Origin of the sequence: Shimia sp. (assembly GCF_965227725.1) — a bacterium.
Classification (GTDB): Bacteria; Pseudomonadota; Alphaproteobacteria; order Rhodobacterales; family Rhodobacteraceae; genus Shimia.
Genome location: NZ_CBDDGH010000003.1, coordinates 155,104 through 170,352, shown reverse-complemented (window position 1 = coordinate 170,352; position 15,249 = coordinate 155,104). Strand labels below are relative to the sequence as shown.

19 protein-coding genes and 1 pseudogene are annotated in these 15,249 nt (G+C 59.0%); 14 read left to right on the top strand and 6 right to left on the bottom strand.

The features are described 5' to 3' along the window. Positions 1-74 precede the first annotated feature (74 nt). Positions 75-287: a hypothetical protein gene (locus ACO07T_RS06515; RefSeq protein ID WP_209064500.1), complete on the bottom strand. Its 213-nt coding sequence runs from the start codon at positions 285-287 to the stop codon at positions 75-77. An 83-nt stretch (positions 288-370) separates the two neighbouring features. Beyond that, positions 371-583, bottom strand: coding sequence for a hypothetical protein (locus ACO07T_RS06510; protein WP_209065800.1), 213 nt, complete (start codon positions 581-583; stop codon positions 371-373). On the opposite strand from ACO07T_RS06510, the gene ACO07T_RS06505 reads away from it, so the two are divergent. Both ACO07T_RS06505 and ACO07T_RS06500 read left to right on the top strand, forming a co-directional pair. Beyond that, a complete protein-coding gene (locus tag ACO07T_RS06505; RefSeq protein ID WP_422048737.1) occupies positions 570-884 on the top strand; it encodes a hypothetical protein in 315 nt (104 codons plus the stop codon). The genes ACO07T_RS06510 and ACO07T_RS06505 overlap by 14 nt on opposite strands. A gap of 81 nt (positions 885-965) precedes the next feature. After that, the gene (locus ACO07T_RS06500; protein ID WP_422048943.1) at positions 966-1,745 is read left to right on the top strand and encodes a lytic transglycosylase domain-containing protein; all 780 of its coding nucleotides are present in this window, start codon (positions 966-968) and stop codon (positions 1,743-1,745) included. A gap of 70 nt (positions 1,746-1,815) precedes the next feature. Here the strand turns inward: ACO07T_RS06500 and ACO07T_RS06495 are convergent. Beyond that, positions 1,816-3,193, bottom strand: a pseudogene (locus ACO07T_RS06495) (L-serine ammonia-lyase). After that, a complete protein-coding gene (locus ACO07T_RS06490; RefSeq protein WP_422048736.1) occupies positions 3,193-3,834 on the bottom strand; it encodes a glutathione S-transferase family protein in 642 nt (213 codons plus the stop codon). Before ACO07T_RS06490 ends, ACO07T_RS06495 begins: the two are co-directional and overlap by 1 nt. A gap of 310 nt (positions 3,835-4,144) precedes the next feature. Here ACO07T_RS06490 and rpiA point away from each other — a divergent pair, with 310 nt between their 5' ends. The 5 genes from rpiA (at position 4,145) to ACO07T_RS06465 (ending at position 8,592) form a co-directional block, all read left to right on the top strand. After that, positions 4,145-4,933 carry a ribose-5-phosphate isomerase RpiA gene (gene rpiA / locus ACO07T_RS06485; RefSeq protein WP_209065804.1) on the top strand — a complete coding sequence of 263 codons (789 nt, stop codon included), beginning with the start codon at positions 4,145-4,147 and terminating at the stop codon, positions 4,931-4,933. A 14-nt stretch (positions 4,934-4,947) separates the two neighbouring features. Beyond that, positions 4,948-6,303 carry a glutathione-disulfide reductase gene (gene gor / locus ACO07T_RS06480; protein WP_422048735.1) on the top strand — a complete coding sequence of 452 codons (1,356 nt, stop codon included), beginning with the start codon at positions 4,948-4,950 and terminating at the stop codon, positions 6,301-6,303. Between the two features lie 84 nt (positions 6,304-6,387). Continuing rightward, positions 6,388-7,524, top strand: a complete 1,137-nt coding sequence (gene hflK / locus ACO07T_RS06475) for an FtsH protease activity modulator HflK (protein WP_422048734.1) — start codon at positions 6,388-6,390, stop codon at positions 7,522-7,524. Position 7,525: 1 nt separating this feature from the next. After that, a complete protein-coding gene (gene hflC / locus ACO07T_RS06470) occupies positions 7,526-8,395 on the top strand; it encodes a protease modulator HflC (protein ID WP_209080534.1) in 870 nt (289 codons plus the stop codon). Further along, positions 8,395-8,592 (top strand): DUF2065 family protein, encoded by a 198-nt coding sequence (locus ACO07T_RS06465; RefSeq protein WP_209065808.1) that lies wholly within the window; start codon positions 8,395-8,397, stop codon positions 8,590-8,592. The genes hflC and ACO07T_RS06465 overlap by 1 nt, the downstream gene beginning before the upstream one ends. 68 nt (positions 8,593-8,660) lie before the next feature. On the opposite strand, the gene ACO07T_RS06460 is transcribed toward ACO07T_RS06465, so the two are convergent. Further along, positions 8,661-9,833: a thiolase family protein gene (locus ACO07T_RS06460; protein WP_422048733.1), complete on the bottom strand. Its 1,173-nt coding sequence runs from the start codon at positions 9,831-9,833 to the stop codon at positions 8,661-8,663. Between the two features lie 189 nt (positions 9,834-10,022). Between ACO07T_RS06460 and ACO07T_RS06455 the strand changes: the two genes are divergently transcribed. The 4 genes from ACO07T_RS06455 (at position 10,023) to ACO07T_RS06440 (ending at position 12,902) form a co-directional block, all read left to right on the top strand. After that, positions 10,023-10,352 (top strand): STAS domain-containing protein, encoded by a 330-nt coding sequence (locus tag ACO07T_RS06455; protein WP_209065810.1) that lies wholly within the window; start codon positions 10,023-10,025, stop codon positions 10,350-10,352. A 31-nt stretch (positions 10,353-10,383) separates the two neighbouring features. Beyond that, a complete protein-coding gene (locus ACO07T_RS06450) occupies positions 10,384-10,818 on the top strand; it encodes an ATP-binding protein (RefSeq protein ID WP_209065811.1) in 435 nt (144 codons plus the stop codon). A 117-nt stretch (positions 10,819-10,935) separates the two neighbouring features. Further along, positions 10,936-12,513 carry a gamma-glutamyltransferase family protein gene (locus tag ACO07T_RS06445; RefSeq protein WP_422048732.1) on the top strand — a complete coding sequence of 526 codons (1,578 nt, stop codon included), beginning with the start codon at positions 10,936-10,938 and terminating at the stop codon, positions 12,511-12,513. A gap of 2 nt (positions 12,514-12,515) precedes the next feature. After that, a complete protein-coding gene (locus tag ACO07T_RS06440; RefSeq protein ID WP_422048731.1) occupies positions 12,516-12,902 on the top strand; it encodes a rhodanese-like domain-containing protein in 387 nt (128 codons plus the stop codon). A 54-nt stretch (positions 12,903-12,956) separates the two neighbouring features. On the opposite strand, the gene hspQ is transcribed toward ACO07T_RS06440, so the two are convergent. Then, a complete protein-coding gene (hspQ, locus tag ACO07T_RS06435) occupies positions 12,957-13,283 on the bottom strand; it encodes a heat shock protein HspQ (protein ID WP_209065814.1) in 327 nt (108 codons plus the stop codon). 83 nt (positions 13,284-13,366) lie between these two features. Between hspQ and ACO07T_RS06430 the strand changes: the two genes are divergently transcribed. From ACO07T_RS06430 to hemP, 3 genes are all read left to right on the top strand, one after another. Further along, on the top strand, positions 13,367-14,248 hold the full coding sequence (locus ACO07T_RS06430) for an AEC family transporter (protein WP_422048730.1): 882 nt from the start codon (positions 13,367-13,369) through the stop codon (positions 14,246-14,248). Between the two features lie 77 nt (positions 14,249-14,325). Beyond that, positions 14,326-14,913 (top strand): lytic transglycosylase, encoded by a 588-nt coding sequence (locus ACO07T_RS06425; RefSeq protein WP_422048729.1) that lies wholly within the window; start codon positions 14,326-14,328, stop codon positions 14,911-14,913. A gap of 171 nt (positions 14,914-15,084) precedes the next feature. After that, on the top strand, positions 15,085-15,243 hold the full coding sequence (gene hemP / locus ACO07T_RS06420; protein WP_209065817.1) for a hemin uptake protein HemP: 159 nt from the start codon (positions 15,085-15,087) through the stop codon (positions 15,241-15,243). Positions 15,244-15,249 lie beyond the last annotated feature (6 nt).

The window sequence follows — 15,249 nt, the reverse complement described above, 5'->3', positions numbered from 1 at the left end:
CTCCAGTAAAGGGGGGCAATAGAGCAGGGCGAGGCCTTTTAGGCTGTCCTGCTCCTATGAGAAGCTCTCAGGTATTAGTTGGAGCTGCTGGTTGTTGCGATGGTGCTGGTTGTTGCGTCAGCAGAGGTCAGTGCCGCGGCTGCTTCAGTGGTCAGGCCGGAAGTTGTGGTTTCGATTGCAGTGAATGCTGCAACTGCGAGGCCAACAACGGCTGCGGTCAGAACAACCCAGTCTACGGTGACTGCGCCAGCTTCGTCTTTGCGGAAGTTTTTGATGAACTTGATCATGGGATTTCTCCAGTAAAGGGGGGGGCAATAGAGCAGGGCGAGGCCTTTTAGACTGTCCTGCTCCTATGAGAAGCTCTCAGGGATTAGTTGGAGCTGCTGGTTGTTGCGATGGCGCTGGTTGTTGCGTCAGCAGAGGTCAGTGCCGCGGCTGCTTCGGTGGTCAGACCGGAAGTGGTGGTTTCGATTGCAGTGAATGCTGCAACTGCGAGGCCAACAACGGCTGCGGTCAGAACAACCCAGTCTACGGTGACTGCGCCAGCTTCGTCTTTGCGGAAGTTCTTGATGAACTTGATCATGGTGTGTCCCTCCAAAGGATCTAAGAATTTGTGCCACCTTGTCGGGGATGGTGGCAGCTCTCTCCTGTGCCGTCCCGACTTGGTATGGATGCAATATCCGCGTCGAATGGGGCGGGAATTGGGCGCAAGTGGCTCGATTTTGGATCATCTGGAAAATGTTGAATTTTCAGAATTAAGTTTATGTTTTCAAACGTTAAAAAAATTAACCAGCAGCTTGGATAAATCTTTGGTTCGCTGGTTGATGGCGCGAATCCGCGTCGGTTTGGGCGGAATCGGCTGTCTAAAACTGGTCCGCAGCTGAGAAATTTGCGAGACTGAAGAAAAATACGCCGAGCAGGATTGATAAATGGTTGATTTTAGGTGGGTAAGGCGCTGCGCGCTGATGTGTTGTGTGGGATTTGCAACCGGTCTGGCGGCGGAGGCCCCCAAGCCCTTTCCTGATTTCTCTGCCAAAAGGGTGAAGCCGCCAGCTCCGGGGCAGAGCAAGCGCATTACCGTTCAAATCACGCCTGCAGAACCGGCGCTTGCGGCTCAGAAGGCTGAGGGAGACGCGCCGATCGCAGCACCGGCGGCACAGACTATGGCGTGGTTTTGGCAGGATATTTCACCGGCTGTGACCGCCAGTGGTCCCGGGCGGTTGGAGCCTGCGTTGCAGCGGCTTTCCAATCCGCCGGAAGGTGGGCGGTTGGCGACGCCGCGGTTGGCGACGCTGCAAGCAATTACGGCAAATCACGGCACCGATATTTTGCTCGCCTCAATCGGCACCACTGTTTCACCCGCATTGGTGTTGGCGGTGATTGCGGTGGAGAGCGCGGGGCAGGCGGATGCGGTCAGCAAGGCCGGGGCGCAAGGATTGATGCAGCTGATGCCGGACACCGCTGCGCGCTTTGAGGTGGCGGACGCCTTTGACGGGGCGGACAATATCGGCGGCGGCATTCGGTATCTGGATTTTCTGATGGAGAAATTCTCAGGCGATCCGATTTTGGTGCTGGCGGGCTATAACGCGGGGGAAAACTCCATCGCGACCCACGGCGGGGTGCCGCCATTTCCCGAGACGCGCGCCTATGTGCCCAAAGTGCTCGCGGCCTTTGAGGTGGCGCGGGCGTTGTGCATCACGCCGCCTGAGTTGATTTCGGATGGGTGTGTTTTTGTAAAACCTTAGCGGCGCCACTCTGAGGCGCCGCCGGTAAGCTGATGTTTAGTCTGTCAACAACGGGCCGTTTGGTGCTGCGTCAGCAGTTTGGCACGTTGACGGCCAGACCACCCAGAGAGGTCTCTTTGTACTTTCTCGTGCATGTCGGCACCGGTCTGGCGCATGGTTTCGATGACGGAATCCAGCGGCACAAAGTGCTTGCCGTCTCCGCGCAGGGCGAGGGAGGCGGCAGATACAGCTTTGATCGCGCCAAGGCCGTTGCGTTCGATGCAGGGCACCTGCACCAGGCCTTTGACCGGGTCGCAGGTCATGCCGAGGTGGTGCTCTAGCGCGATCTCGGCGGCGTTTTCCACCTGTTCCGGCGTGCCGCCCATCACGGCGCACAGTCCCGCGGCGGCCATGGCGGATGCGGAGCCGACTTCGGCCTGACAGCCTGCCTCGGCACCCGAAATGGACGCGTTGAACTTCACCAGCCCACCGATGGCGGCGGCGGTCAGCAGAAATTCGTCGACCCGGCTGGCGCTTGCGCCGGGCACATGGTCGAGCCAGTAGCGGATCACCGCAGGCATGACACCAGCCGCGCCATTGGTGGGGGCGGTCACGACCTGACCGCCAGCGGCGTTTTCTTCGTTCACCGCCATGGCATAGGCGCTCATCCAGTCGTTGATGGTGTGGGGTGCGTTGAGGTTCATGCCGCGTTCGGCCAGCAGCGCGTCATGGATGCCTTTGGCGCGGCGGCGCACGTTGAGCCCGCCGGGCAGGGTGCCATCGGTGGTCAGGCCGCGCTCAATACAGTCGTTCATGACCTGCCAGATCCGGGCGCAGCCCTTGGCGAGGCTTTCGGTGCAGCCGCGTGCGATTTCATTGGAGCGCTTCATCTCGGCAATGGATTTGCCGGAGTGTTCGGCCATCTCCAGCATTTCGGCTGCGGATTTGAACGGGTAGGGGATTGGTGCGCCTTCGTCGGTGGCTTTGCCGCTTTCGGCCAGTTCCGCCTCTGTCAGCACAAAGCCGCCGCCAATGGAGTAGTAGGTTTCCTGCAGGATCACGTCGCCCTGCGCATCGGTGGCCATGAGGATCATGCCGTTGGCGTGGCCCGGCAGATTGGGGCCGAAGTCAAATTTGAGGTCTTCGCGCGGCTCAAAGGCGAGCGGGTGCAGGCCTTCGGGATGGACCTGGCCGGTGGTGCGGATCTGTTCCAGCGTGGCTTCTGCTTTTTCGTGGTCATAGCTGTCTGGCAGAAAGCCTGCGAGGCCCAGAATGGTGGCGCGGTCGGTGGCGTGGCCGACGCCGGTGAAGGCCAGAGAGCCGTGCAGGCTTGCACGCAGGCCGTGGGCGTCAAAGGGGGAGGCGCGCAGCACATCAAGAAAGCGCGCGGCCGCAACCATGGGGCCCATGGTGTGGGAGGAGGAGGGGCCAACGCCCACTTTGAACATATCAAAGACAGAGAGAAACATTAGGTGGCAGATCCTTCTGGCGGTGCAGCTAGAGCGGGGTTGGTAAAGGGTGTCGGGCCCAGACCTTCGGCGATCTGAGCGGCATGGGTGCTGGCCCGCGCTTCGGCGCGGCTGCAAATACGCAGGAGCGTGGGGTAGCGGTTGATGTCAAACCAGCGGTGGTCGGGCAGATTCGGCGTAAAGTTTGGTCCAGCGCAGCAAGCAGGGCACATAGATATCGAGCAATAGTGGGCGTCTCTGTGCCTGCCAGATCGGGAGTCTGGGCGAGGCCGTTTTCCAGAATCTGCCAGATCCTGCTCAGATTTGCGCTGGCGAAAAATTCTACGCAGCTGCGCCTGATGATCAGGATCGTCGCCGATGAATTTCTCAGGATAGAAGAAATGCCGCAGATCAATCTGGAAGGTGTTGGAGCACCAGAACATCCATTTGAGAAACGGCGCGCGCAACGGGGTGCCGGGTGGTGGTGCCAAGGCTTTCCGGTGCTCTCCGATAGCCACATCAGATATGGCTGCGGTTTCAAAGAGAACGCCGTCAGGGGTTTCCAGAACCGGAATGGTGCCATTGGGGTTCAAGGCCAGATAATCGGGAGAGAATTGCGCCTTGTTGCGCCGGTCCACAAGCAGGGTCTCATACGACAGCACCAAGCTCCTCCAGCGCCAGCCGAATGATCAGCGAGGCGTTGTCTGGGGCATAGTGAAGGCGCAAGGTCTCTGTCATATCTCTGTTTTATCCGTGCGGACGGGGGATGGTGCGGCGCAAAAGCGACGTTTCCGATGGGAAACACGCAGCAGGCGCCAAGGTCAATGTGGCTGGCAGCTGTGACATGCTGAGCGGATTTTGGGCGCTGAAATCGCCAAAAGCACCGTATTGCACGGAATTTAGAGCAATCGGCTCTCGCCCCCGGCGGTCATCTTTTCTATAAAGCTGCAAAGTATGCAGGGAGTTGCCGCAATGACCGGAGAATTGTCGCCCATCGACAAGGCCAAATTTGTCGCCGCCAAACGCGCCACGGACTATGTCGAAGATGGCATGCGCGTGGGGCTGGGCACCGGATCAACCGCGGCGTGGCTGGTGCGCTGCCTGGGCGAAATGGTGCGCGATCAGGGTTTGCGGATCAAAGGCGTGCCGACCTCCACCCGCACTGCCGAGCTGGCGCGGGAAGTGGGCATCGAGGTGATCAGCCTTGATGAAGCCAAGTGGCTGGATGTGACCATTGACGGCGCGGATGAGTTTGATGCGGATCTCAATCTGATCAAAGGTGGCGGCGGCGCGCTGTTGCAGGAAAAGATCGTAGCCACCGCCTCCGATCAAATGGTTGTGATTGCTGATGTGGGCAAAGAGGTCGAAACGCTCGGTACGTTCCCGTTGCCGCTGGAGGTCGTGCCCTTTGGTTGGCAGACCACACAGGCGTTGATTGAAGAGACCCTCGTGAGCATGGATGTGCTTGGCCGGACAAGCACATTGCGGATGAATGGCGCTGCGCCTTTTGTGACCGATGAGGGCAATCACATCCTCGATTTGCACCTCAACCGGATCGGCGATGCACGCCAGCTTGCTCTGGCAATCAACCAGATGCCGGGCGTGGTTGAAAACGGACTCTTCATCGATATCTGTGATGCTGTTGTGGTCGGCTATGGCGACGGTCGCGTGGAAGTGCGTGACATCAATGCCGGCACAATCGAAGAAGCGATGCTGGATTTCGCAGAAACAGACAACCTGTTCACGGATCTTGTGGACTAACAAAAAGGCCAATCATGTCATTTGATTACGATCTCTTTGTCATCGGCGGTGGCTCCGGTGGTGTACGGGCTGCGCGTGTGGCGGCAGCCGAAGGTGTGAAGGTCGCCCTGGCCGAAGAGGACCGCTACGGGGGCACCTGTGTGATCCGGGGCTGTGTGCCCAAAAAGCTCATGGTGTTTGCCTCCGAGTATTCCGGAATGGTGGGGGATGCGCAGGCCTATGGCTGGGACATCCAGCCCGGTGATTTCAGCTGGGATGCGTTCAAGGTGAAGCTGCATGCGGAGCTGGACCGTCTGGAAGGCATCTACCGCAATCTGCTGAAAAACAGCGGCGTGGAAAGCTTTGACCAGCGCGCAAAGATGGTGGATGCCCACACTGTTGAGCTGGCCGATGGCACCCGCAAAACTGCAAAACATGTGCTGCTCGCCATGGGTGGCCGTCCGGTGTGGCCGGACCTGCCGGGGGCGGAGCTGGGCATCAGCTCCAACGAGATTTTCCATCTGGAGAAGCTGCCCGAAAGCATCCTGATTGTGGGCGGCGGTTATATCGCTTCCGAATTTGCCGGGATCATGAACGGTCTTGGTGTGAAAACCACCCAGTTCTATCGCGGCCCGCAGATCCTGCGTGGGTTTGATGATGAAGCGCGCACCATGGTCTCTGAGGAGATGGTGCAGCGTGGCATTGACGTGCAGCTCAACACCAATGTGGCTGAGATGCGCAAAGAAGGTGAACAGATCGCTGTCATCGACACCCACGGCAAGACCCATCTGTTTGATCAGGTGATGTTTGCCACCGGACGTGCGCCCAACACCGAGAACATGGGGCTGGAAGAGATCGGCGTGAAGCTTGGCCGCAAAGGCGAAGTGGAAGTGGACAGCTACAGCCAGACCGGTGTGCCGTCGGTCTATGCGGTGGGCGATGTGACCGACCGCGTGAACCTGACCCCTGTGGCGATCCGCGAAGGTATGGCCTTTGTGGAAACCGTGTTCAAAGGCAACCCCACCGAGGTGGATCACGAGCTGATCCCGACCGCCATCTTCACACAGCCGGAAATGGGCACCGTGGGGCTGAGCGAGGAAGAAGCGGCAGCGCAGGAGCCGATTGAGGTCTATACTGCGAGCTTCAAGCCGATGCAGCAGGCCTTTGCCGGGCGCGCGGAGCGAGTGCTGATGAAGCTGATTGTCAGTAAGGCCAACCGCAAGGTGCTTGGCTGTCACATCGTGGCGCCGGGGGCAGGTGAGATGATCCAGCTTGCCGGCATCGCCGTAAAAATGGGCGCAACCAAAGAGGACTTTGACCGGACGGTGGCTGTGCACCCGACCATGTCAGAGGAACTTGTGACGATGAAGGTGCCCAGCCGCAGCACCTAAGCGGCGGATGGGTTGATTTTTTCGGCGCAGCCCTCAGGTTTAGAGGGTGCGCCAATGACGATACGTAGAGAGGGAAGATCCCGTATGGCAGGTAACAATGGCGGCCCCTGGGGAGGGGGCGGCAATAACCAAGGCGGCGGCGGAAATCGCGGCAACAACAATGGAAACGGCCAACGTCCGCCGCAGGGTGACGGGCCGCAGATCCCGGACATCGATGACCTGATGAAAAAGGGTCAGGATCAGCTGCGCGTTCTGATGGGCGGCCGTGGCGGTGGCGGAGGCCAACGCAATGGCGGTGGTGCCGGTGGCCAAGGCGGCCCCGGTCTGACCAAAGGCACCGTTGCGATTGGTGCGCTGGTCGCTGCCGGTCTCTGGGCGATGGCGAGCTTTTACACCGTAAAGCCCGAAGAAAAGTCCGTTGAACTGTTTCTTGGTGAGTATTCCGCAACCGGAAATCCGGGTCTAAACTTTGCCCCCTGGCCGCTGGTCACTGCCGAGGTTCTGCCGGTCACCAACGAACAGACCGAAGACATCCCGACCCGTGGCAGCCGCACGGATGGGCTGATGCTGACCGGGGACGAGAACATCGTCGACATTGATTTCCAGGTGGTCTGGAACATCTCTGATCCGGCGCAGTATCTGTTCAACCTGCGTGACCCGCAGGAAACCATCCGCGCCGTGTCTGAATCTGCGATGCGTGAAATCATAGCGCAGTCTGAGCTGGCGCCGGTGCTGAACCGTGACCGTGGTATCATCACGGACCGTCTGCTGGAGAGCATTCAAACCACGCTGGACACCTATAACTCCGGTGTGAACATCGTGCGGGTGAACTTTGACGGTGCCGATCCGCCCGAAGAAGTGAAAGACGCCTTCCGCGAAGTGCAATCCGCCAGTCAGGAGCGCGACCGTCTGGAGAAACAGGCAGACGCTTACTCCAACCGTGTGACCGCCGGGGCGCGTGGTGAAGCCGCGCAGATTCTGGAAGAGGCCGAAGCCTACCGTGCGCAGGTTGTGAACCAGGCACAGGGTGAGGCGAGCCGCTTCTCCGCTGTTCTGGAAGAATACGCCAAAGCGCCTGATGTGACCCGCAAGCGTCTTTATCTGGAGACCATGGAAGAGGTTCTAGGTGGCATCGATAAAGTGATCATCGATGAAAACACCGGGGATCAGGGCGTGGTGCCTTACCTGCCGCTGAACGAACTGCGCAAGGGGAACAACTGATATGAAAAAGACAACATATCTTCTGCCTGTTCTGGTGATCATCATTGCCGGCATTCTGTCCTCCCTGTTCATCGTGGATGAACGTCAAAAGGCGCTGGTGCTGCAGTTTGGCCGTGTGGTCTCTGTGAAAGAGGATCCGGGTCTGGCGTTTAAAATCCCTCTGATTCAAGAGGTTGTGCGCTATGATGACCGTATCCTGAGTCGTGAAGTTGGCCCGCTGGAAGTCACCCCGCTGGATGATCGTCGTCTGATCGTGGATGCGTTTGCGCGTTTCCGGATCGCGGATGTCACTCAGTTCCGTCTCGCCGTTGGTGCCGGTGGTGAAGCGCTGGCGGAGCAGCGTCTGGACAACATCCTGCGGGCGCAGACCCGTGAGGTGCTTGGTTCCGTGCGGTCTGATCAGGTGCTGTCCACCGAGCGTGAAAGCCTGATGAACCGCATTCGCGACAATGCGATCTCTGAGGCGCGTTCGCTGGGGCTGGAAGTGATTGACGTGCGCCTGAAGCGCACCGACCTGCCGCCAGCCAACCTTGAAGCGACCTTTGCACGGATGCGTGCAGAACGTGAACGGGAAGCGGCGGACGAGATCGCCCGCGGTGAAGAGGCTGCACAGCGTAAGCGCGCGCAGGCGGATCGTACTGTGGTGGAGCTCGTGTCTGATGCGCAGCGTCAGTCTGAGATCACACGCGGTGAAGCGGATGCGGAGCGGAACGCGATCTTCGCACAGTCCTTTGGTGAAGATCCGGAATTCTTTGAATTCTACCGCTCGCTCAATGCCTACCGTGCGGCGCTGCAGTCCAACAACTCCACCATGGTGTTGTCGCCTGAGAGTGAATTCTTCAACTACTTCAAGGACGCGCAAGGCCGCTGATGCTGGGCGTTGCGCTTCTGGCCTTCGGGCTTGTGTTGATTGTGGAGGGGCTGGTGTACGCACTGGCCCCTTCGATTGTCGAAGACCTGCTTGCGATGCTGCGCGCGATCCCCGAGACGCAGCGCCGCTATATGGGGCTTGCGGCGATGGCCCTTGGGCTGTTGCTGGTCTGGCTGGCCAAAGCGCTGGGCGCTTGAGCCGGTAAAGTGAAACGCAAAAGGCCGCGAGAATGTCTCGCGGCCTTTGTGATTTCTGGAGAGATGTCTCAGGGGCGTTCGATGGCGATTGCCGTGCCTTCGCCGCCGCCGATGCAGATCGCCGCGACACCGCGCTTCAGGCCGCGTTTTTCCATGGCATTCAAGAGCGTCACCATAATGCGCGCACCGCTGGCCCCGATCGGGTGACCAAGCGCACAGGCCCCGCCGTTTACATTCACGATATCGCGGCTCAGCCCCATCTCCTGCATGAAGGCCATCGGCACCACGGCAAAGGCTTCGTTGACCTCCCAGAGCTCAACGTCTTCTTTCTGCCAGCCGATTTTCTTCAAAAGCTTCTGTGCTGCAGGCACAGGGGCTGTAGTGAACAGGCCGGGTGCCTGAGCATGGCTGGCGTGCCCCACGATATGCGCGCGCACCTTGAGGCCCTGCGCTTCTGCGGCTTCCTCTGAGGCAATCACAAGTGCGGCGGCGCCATCGGAAATCGAAGAGCTGTTGGCGGGCGTGACCGTGCCGTCTTTGCGGAAGGCCGGTTTTAGCTGCGGGATTTTGTCGGGACGCGCGTTGCCGGGTTGTTCATCTTCGCTGATTTCCACGGTGCCTTTGCGCGTGCTCAGGGTGACCGGGGCGATCTCGCCGTCAAAAGCGCCTGACTTTTGCGCCTCCAATGCGTTTGAAAGCGATTGCAGCGCGTATTCATCCTGCGCTTCGCGGGTGAACTGAAAGCTTTCGGCGCAATCTTCGGCAAAGGTGCCCATCAGGCGGCCCTTGTCATAGGCATCCTCAAGACCGTCGAGGAACATGTGATCCACCACCTGCTGGTGGCCAATGCGTGCGCCACCCCGCATTTTGGGCAGCACATAAGGCGCGTTGGTCATGCTCTCCATACCGCCGGCGATCATGATGTCGCGATCTCCCAGTGCAACGGTGTCAAACGCCATCATCGCGGCTTTCATGCCCGAGCCGCACATCTTGTTCAGCGTTGTGGCGGGCACCTCTTCGCCCAGCCCGGCCTTAAAGCCCGCCTGACGCGCTGGAGCCTGGCCTTGGCCTGCAGGCAAAACGCAGCCCATGAGCACCTCTTCGGCGGTCTCTGTCCCGGCGTCTTTCAGGGCCGCTTTGATCGCGGTGCCGCCCAGTTCGGCTGCCTCCACACCGTCAAAAGTCCCTTGAAACCCTCCCATTGGCGTGCGCGCGGCGCCTGCAATCACTACTCTCCGCATCCCTTCGCTCCTCCTCCGCGATGTCTTTCACTATGTGCTTGGCTTTGACGGGTAATCTTTGCAAGGATGTTTCAGGATGATGAGTCAGAAAAGGCACGTCGATAAACAATTTGGACCGGCGCCCGCTCATAACTTGGTAACGAATTCCGAATAGTGTTTCCTGAGGACGAATGTTGAAGGAGACGTCTTATGAATCTGTCGAGTAAGGCAGAGGGCGGAGCACTTGTGGTGTCAGTTCACGAAGCGCGCATTGATGCGTCCGTAGCGATTCAGTTCAAGGATCGTATGCGGGAAGAAACCGAGAATGCTGAAGGGCGCGTGGTGCTAAATTTGTCCGAAGTAGACTTCATCGATTCGAGCGGTCTGGGCGCGATTGTCGCGGCCATGAAACAATTGGGCGGTGAAAACCCGCTGGAGCTCGCCGGGCTCAATGAGAATGTTGATAAGGTATTTCGTCTGACCCGCATGGATACGGTGTTCCGGATCCACGCGACGCTGGAAGAAGCCATCACCGAATAAGAAATCTTTGCAAAGTAGGGCACTCACACGCGTGACCAATTCGCAATCAGACATCCACATCGAGCTCGCAGGCACCCCGCAAGAGGTGCGCAATGCGCTCGAGACGCTGCGGCAGAAGCTGACAGCTGAGGAGTTTGCAGCCTGCAATGCGGGCGTGTTGGAATTGGTGCTGGCTGAAGTGCTGAACAATGTGGTCGAACATGCGCTGGCCGGGCGCGAAGATGGCCAGATCGTGATCACTTGCAACTATGTCGAACAGTGCTGGAACGTCGAAGTGCGCGACAATGGCGCGGCGATGCCGGATGGGCAGCTGCCAGCGGGCGTGATGCCCGATGTGGACGGTGCCATGGAAGAGCTGCCGGAAGGTGGCTTTGGCTGGGGGCTGGTGCGCACGCTCGCCGAAGACATTGATTACAAACGCCGGGCGTCCGGGCACAACGCTTTGCGCTTCCGCGTGCCTGACTAAGCGCGCAGCTTTCACGCACATCCCTATCTTTGATCAAAATCGCACGCCACTTTTTGGTGAGGCGGTTGCAAAGCGCGTCACGCTCCCTAACATCCGTTAACAAGTGAGGGAGAGTTCATGAGAGATTTTCATTTTCCGGGTCGTTCTGCTGTCATGGCGACCAACGGCATGTGTGCCACGTCCACGCCTCTGGCGGCAGAGGTGGCGGTCGACATCCTGCGCAAAGGCGGCAACGCGATGGATGCGGCCATCGCCGGGTCTGTGCTGCTGGGGATTTGTGAGCCTGCGTCAACGGGGATTGGAGGCGATTGTTTTGCGCTGGTCTCACCGGCGGGCAGCAACGAGGTTTTGGCCTTTAACGGATCTGGTCGTGCGCCTGCCGGGGCCAATGCCGCCGATCTGCGTGCGCGGGGGATTGAGGCGGTGCCGCTCTTTGGGGTGGAGGCTGTGACCATCCCCGGCGCGATTGACGGGTTTTGCACCTTGTCTGAGCGCTACGGCAAACTTGGAATTGCAGACAGCCTCGCGCCAGTGATCCACTACGCCGAAGAGGGCATTCCGGTGGGGCCACGGTCGGCCTCTGACTGGCAGCAAACCCAGAGCAATCTGCAAGGGCACGGGCGGCGGCATTACCTGAAAGATGGCAAGCCGCTGGTGAAAGGCGAAATCTTCCGCGCCCCGGGGCAGGCAGAGGTGCTGCGCCGCGTGGCCGCACAGGGGCGGGATGCATTTTACACCGGGGAAATCGCCGAGGATATGGTGGCCACCCTGCAGGCGATGGGCGGTACTCACACGCTTGAGGATTTTGCGGCCACCGCCGGAAATGACACAACCCCGATTGGCGGCACCTACGAGGGGGCTGAGCTGCTGGAGCATCCGCCAAACGGGCAGGGCGCAACGGCGATCTTGATGCTCAATATCCTCAATCATTTTGATATCGCGTCGATGGATCCCTTTGGCGTGGAGCGCACGCACATTGAGGCTGAGGCGGCCAAACTGGCTTATGATGCGCGCGACCGTCTGATTGCCGATCCGGACACCACCGCGCGCACCGAGCATATGCTGTCGCTGAAGACCGCAGAAAAGCTGGCCGCGTTGATTGACCCCAAACGGGCGATGGCCGCTGCTGCGCCGCTGACAGAGGCGGTGCATAAGGACACGGTGTATCTGACGGTTGTGGATAAAGACGGCATGGCGGTGTCGATGATCTATTCGATTTTCCACGCCTTTGGGTCGGGCATTGCCTCTGACAAATTCGGGATCCTGATGCAGAACAGGGGCGGGGGCTTTACCCTGAAAGAAGGTCACCCGAACGAAATGCTGGGCGGCAAACGTCCGATGCATACGATCATTCCGGGCATGGTGCGGCGTGACGGCCGTGTGGAAATGCCCTTTGGCGTGATGGGTGGCCATTATCAGCCCAACGGGCATGCGCGCGTGCTGTCTAACATCGAAGACTTCGGCATGGACCCGCAGGCCGCGCTGGATGCGCCACGGTCCTTCATTGAAGATGGCGAGCTGAAACTGGAGCGCGGCTACAGTGATGCGGTGAAGCAGGGGCTCGCGGATCTGGGGCACAATGTGGTGGTGCCGACGATGCCAATTGGGGGCGCGCAGGCCATTCGCATTCATGCCTCAGGCGTTCTGGAAGGGGCGTCTGATCCGCGCAAAGACGGCGCAGCAATCGGGTATTAATCATGGCCATCACACCAATCAAAACACTTGTGGAGAACGCGAAAGCGGACATTCGGACGCTGTCGCAGGAAGAGGCCGCCGAAATGGTGGCCGCAGGCGAGGCGCTGTTTGTCGACATCAGAGATCCGCGTGAGCTGGCGCGCGATGGGCGCATTGAAGGCGCCTTTCATGCGCCGCGCGGCATGCTGGAATTCTGGATTGCGCCAGACAGCCCTTACCACAAAGAGGAGCTGGCAACCGACAAGACGCTGATCCTCTATTGCGCCAGCGCCTGGCGCTCTGCGCTTTCGGTGAAGGCGCTGCAGGACATGGGTGTCGAGAACATCGCAGAAATGGAAGGCGGCTATGGCGCATGGAAAAAACGCGGCGCGCCGATTGTCACCGAGTAAACAATAACGCCGGGTCAGGTGGCCCGGCGTTGCTTCATGTGTGTTTGGCAGATCTCAGTTCAGTGCGAAATGCAGCGGGTAGGAGCCGTCTTCAAACGGGCCGAACATCTCATCCAGATCTGGATGGGTCACAGGCTCGCCGGAGTAGTCCGCAATCAGGTTCTGCTCTGACACATAGGCCACATAGTAGCTTTGTTCGTTTTCAGCCAGCAGGTGATAGAAAGGTTGCTCTTTCGCAGGGCGGCTGTCCTCGGGAATGGCTTCGTACCACTCTTCGGTGTTGGCAAATTCGGGATCAACATCAAACACCACACCCCGGAAAGGATGCTTGCGGTGACGGACCACTTGGCCAAGGTAATATTTCGCGCGTGTTTTTAACATGTGTTGCAGGCCCTACTCCTCAAAGTTAGACCCTGCAAGGGGGCTTTGTCCAACTTTAGCCGAATTTTAGCGGGAAACAGTCTGTGAACCTAATCTTAACAGTGTTGGAAATTGTCGCGCCGGTGTTCCTGGTTGCGGGGGTTGGATTTGCCTGGGTCAAGGCGGGTTTTGAGTATCGAATTCAATTCGTTACGCGCCTTGGCGTGAATTTGGCGGTGCCCTGTCTGATCTTTACGGCGCTGATGAAAACGGAGGCGGATCTTGGCGATTTGGCGCGGCTGACGGCCGCTGGATTTGCTGGATATTTTGCGACCGGCGCGCTCGGTTGGCTGCTCCTGAAGCTGGCCGGTTTGGACCTGCGCACCTATCTTGCGCCGTTCATTTTTGGCAATACCGGCAACCTTGGCGTGCCGCTTGCGCTGTTTGCGTTCGGGCAGGCCGGGCTTGAAGCCTCAGTTGTGCTTTTGGCGGTCACAGCGCTCTTGTCCTTCACCTGGGGCATCTGGATCGTGGCGGGCGAGGGGGCATTGGGCAAAATGGTGCAGGAGCCGATGATCTGGGCCACTTTGCTGGGCGCGCTGTTTCTCTACATGGGCTGGGAGACGCCCGACTTTATGACCAACACGCTTGATTTGATCGGGCAGATGGCCATCCCGCTTATGTTGCTGACGCTTGGGGTTGCCGTGGCGCGGCTGACACCCGGGCGGGTGATGATTGCGGTCTGCCTGTCGGTTGTGAAGTTTCTGGCCTGTGCTGCGATCGGTTGGGGAATCGCCTCGTTGTTTGGGCTGTCAGGTCTTTTGCTGGGCGTTCTGGTGCTGCAGATGGCGATGCCTGTGGGGGTCAGCAGCTATCTTCTGGCGGAGAAATATGAGGCGGATGCGGATGCGGTTGCGGGCTTTGTGGTGGTGTCCACTGTGGCGTCGGTTATTGGGCTGCCGCTCCTGTTAACCTTGTTGTTATAACGTCCAATTGTGATTTACCGCCGCAGCAAAAATCCGGTAGACTGCCAAAAAAGACAATACGATATAGCGAGAGGCAGATGAGCAGACTTCTCTTCGCGCTGGTGCTTTTGGGCTTTGTGGCTGCGTGTAGCAGCACCGATACCCGCGCGCCCAGCAATTTGGAAAACGCTTGTGCGATTCTGAAAGAACGGCCGCACTTCAAGCGCGCGTTCAGCGCCACCCAGCGTAAGTGGGGGGTTCCGGTGCATGTGCAGATGGCTGTGCTGTATCAGGAGAGCAAATTCATTGGCAACGCGCGGACACCGCATAAATATGCCTTGGGTGTGCTGCCGATGGGCCGTCAGAGCAGCGCTTATGGCTATGCGCAGGCGCTGGATGGCACGTGGGATGAATATAAGCGCGAGACCCGCAGCCGGGGTGCGCGGCGCGATGACATTCGCGATGCTACTGATTTTATGGGCTGGTACATGAATGAATCGCGTGACCGCAACGGTGTGTCCCTGCATGACGCGCGTGCGCAGTACCTGAACTATCACGAAGGTCATACCGGCTACGCGCGCGGCAACTATCGCAATAAGCCTTGGCTGACGCGGATTGCCGATGATGTGGCCAGCCGCTCGGCGCGCTACCAGCAGCAGCTGAAGAGCTGTTCGCGGATCTGGTAAGCGCAGCGCCAGACTTTCAAGCAAGACACACGTTTCACAGCGCCTTTCGGGGCGCTGTTTTGCTTGGTCGGCAGAGTTTGATTTTGAAGCGTTGACAATTCCGACTAAAATAGTCAGAAAGGAGTCAGCCACCCGATGGGAAGCCGAACACCGCAATTGATGGAGCGTCCCATGACCATGCAAACTCAGACCACCGACTACACAAATGCGATGCCAGTGCACGATGCGCGTATCCTGACCGGGGAAAACGGTCTGGCGCACATTCGCCTGAATGACCAGCTGTATACGCTGCGCATCACCCGCGCAGGAAAATTGATTCTGACCAAATGAGCGGCG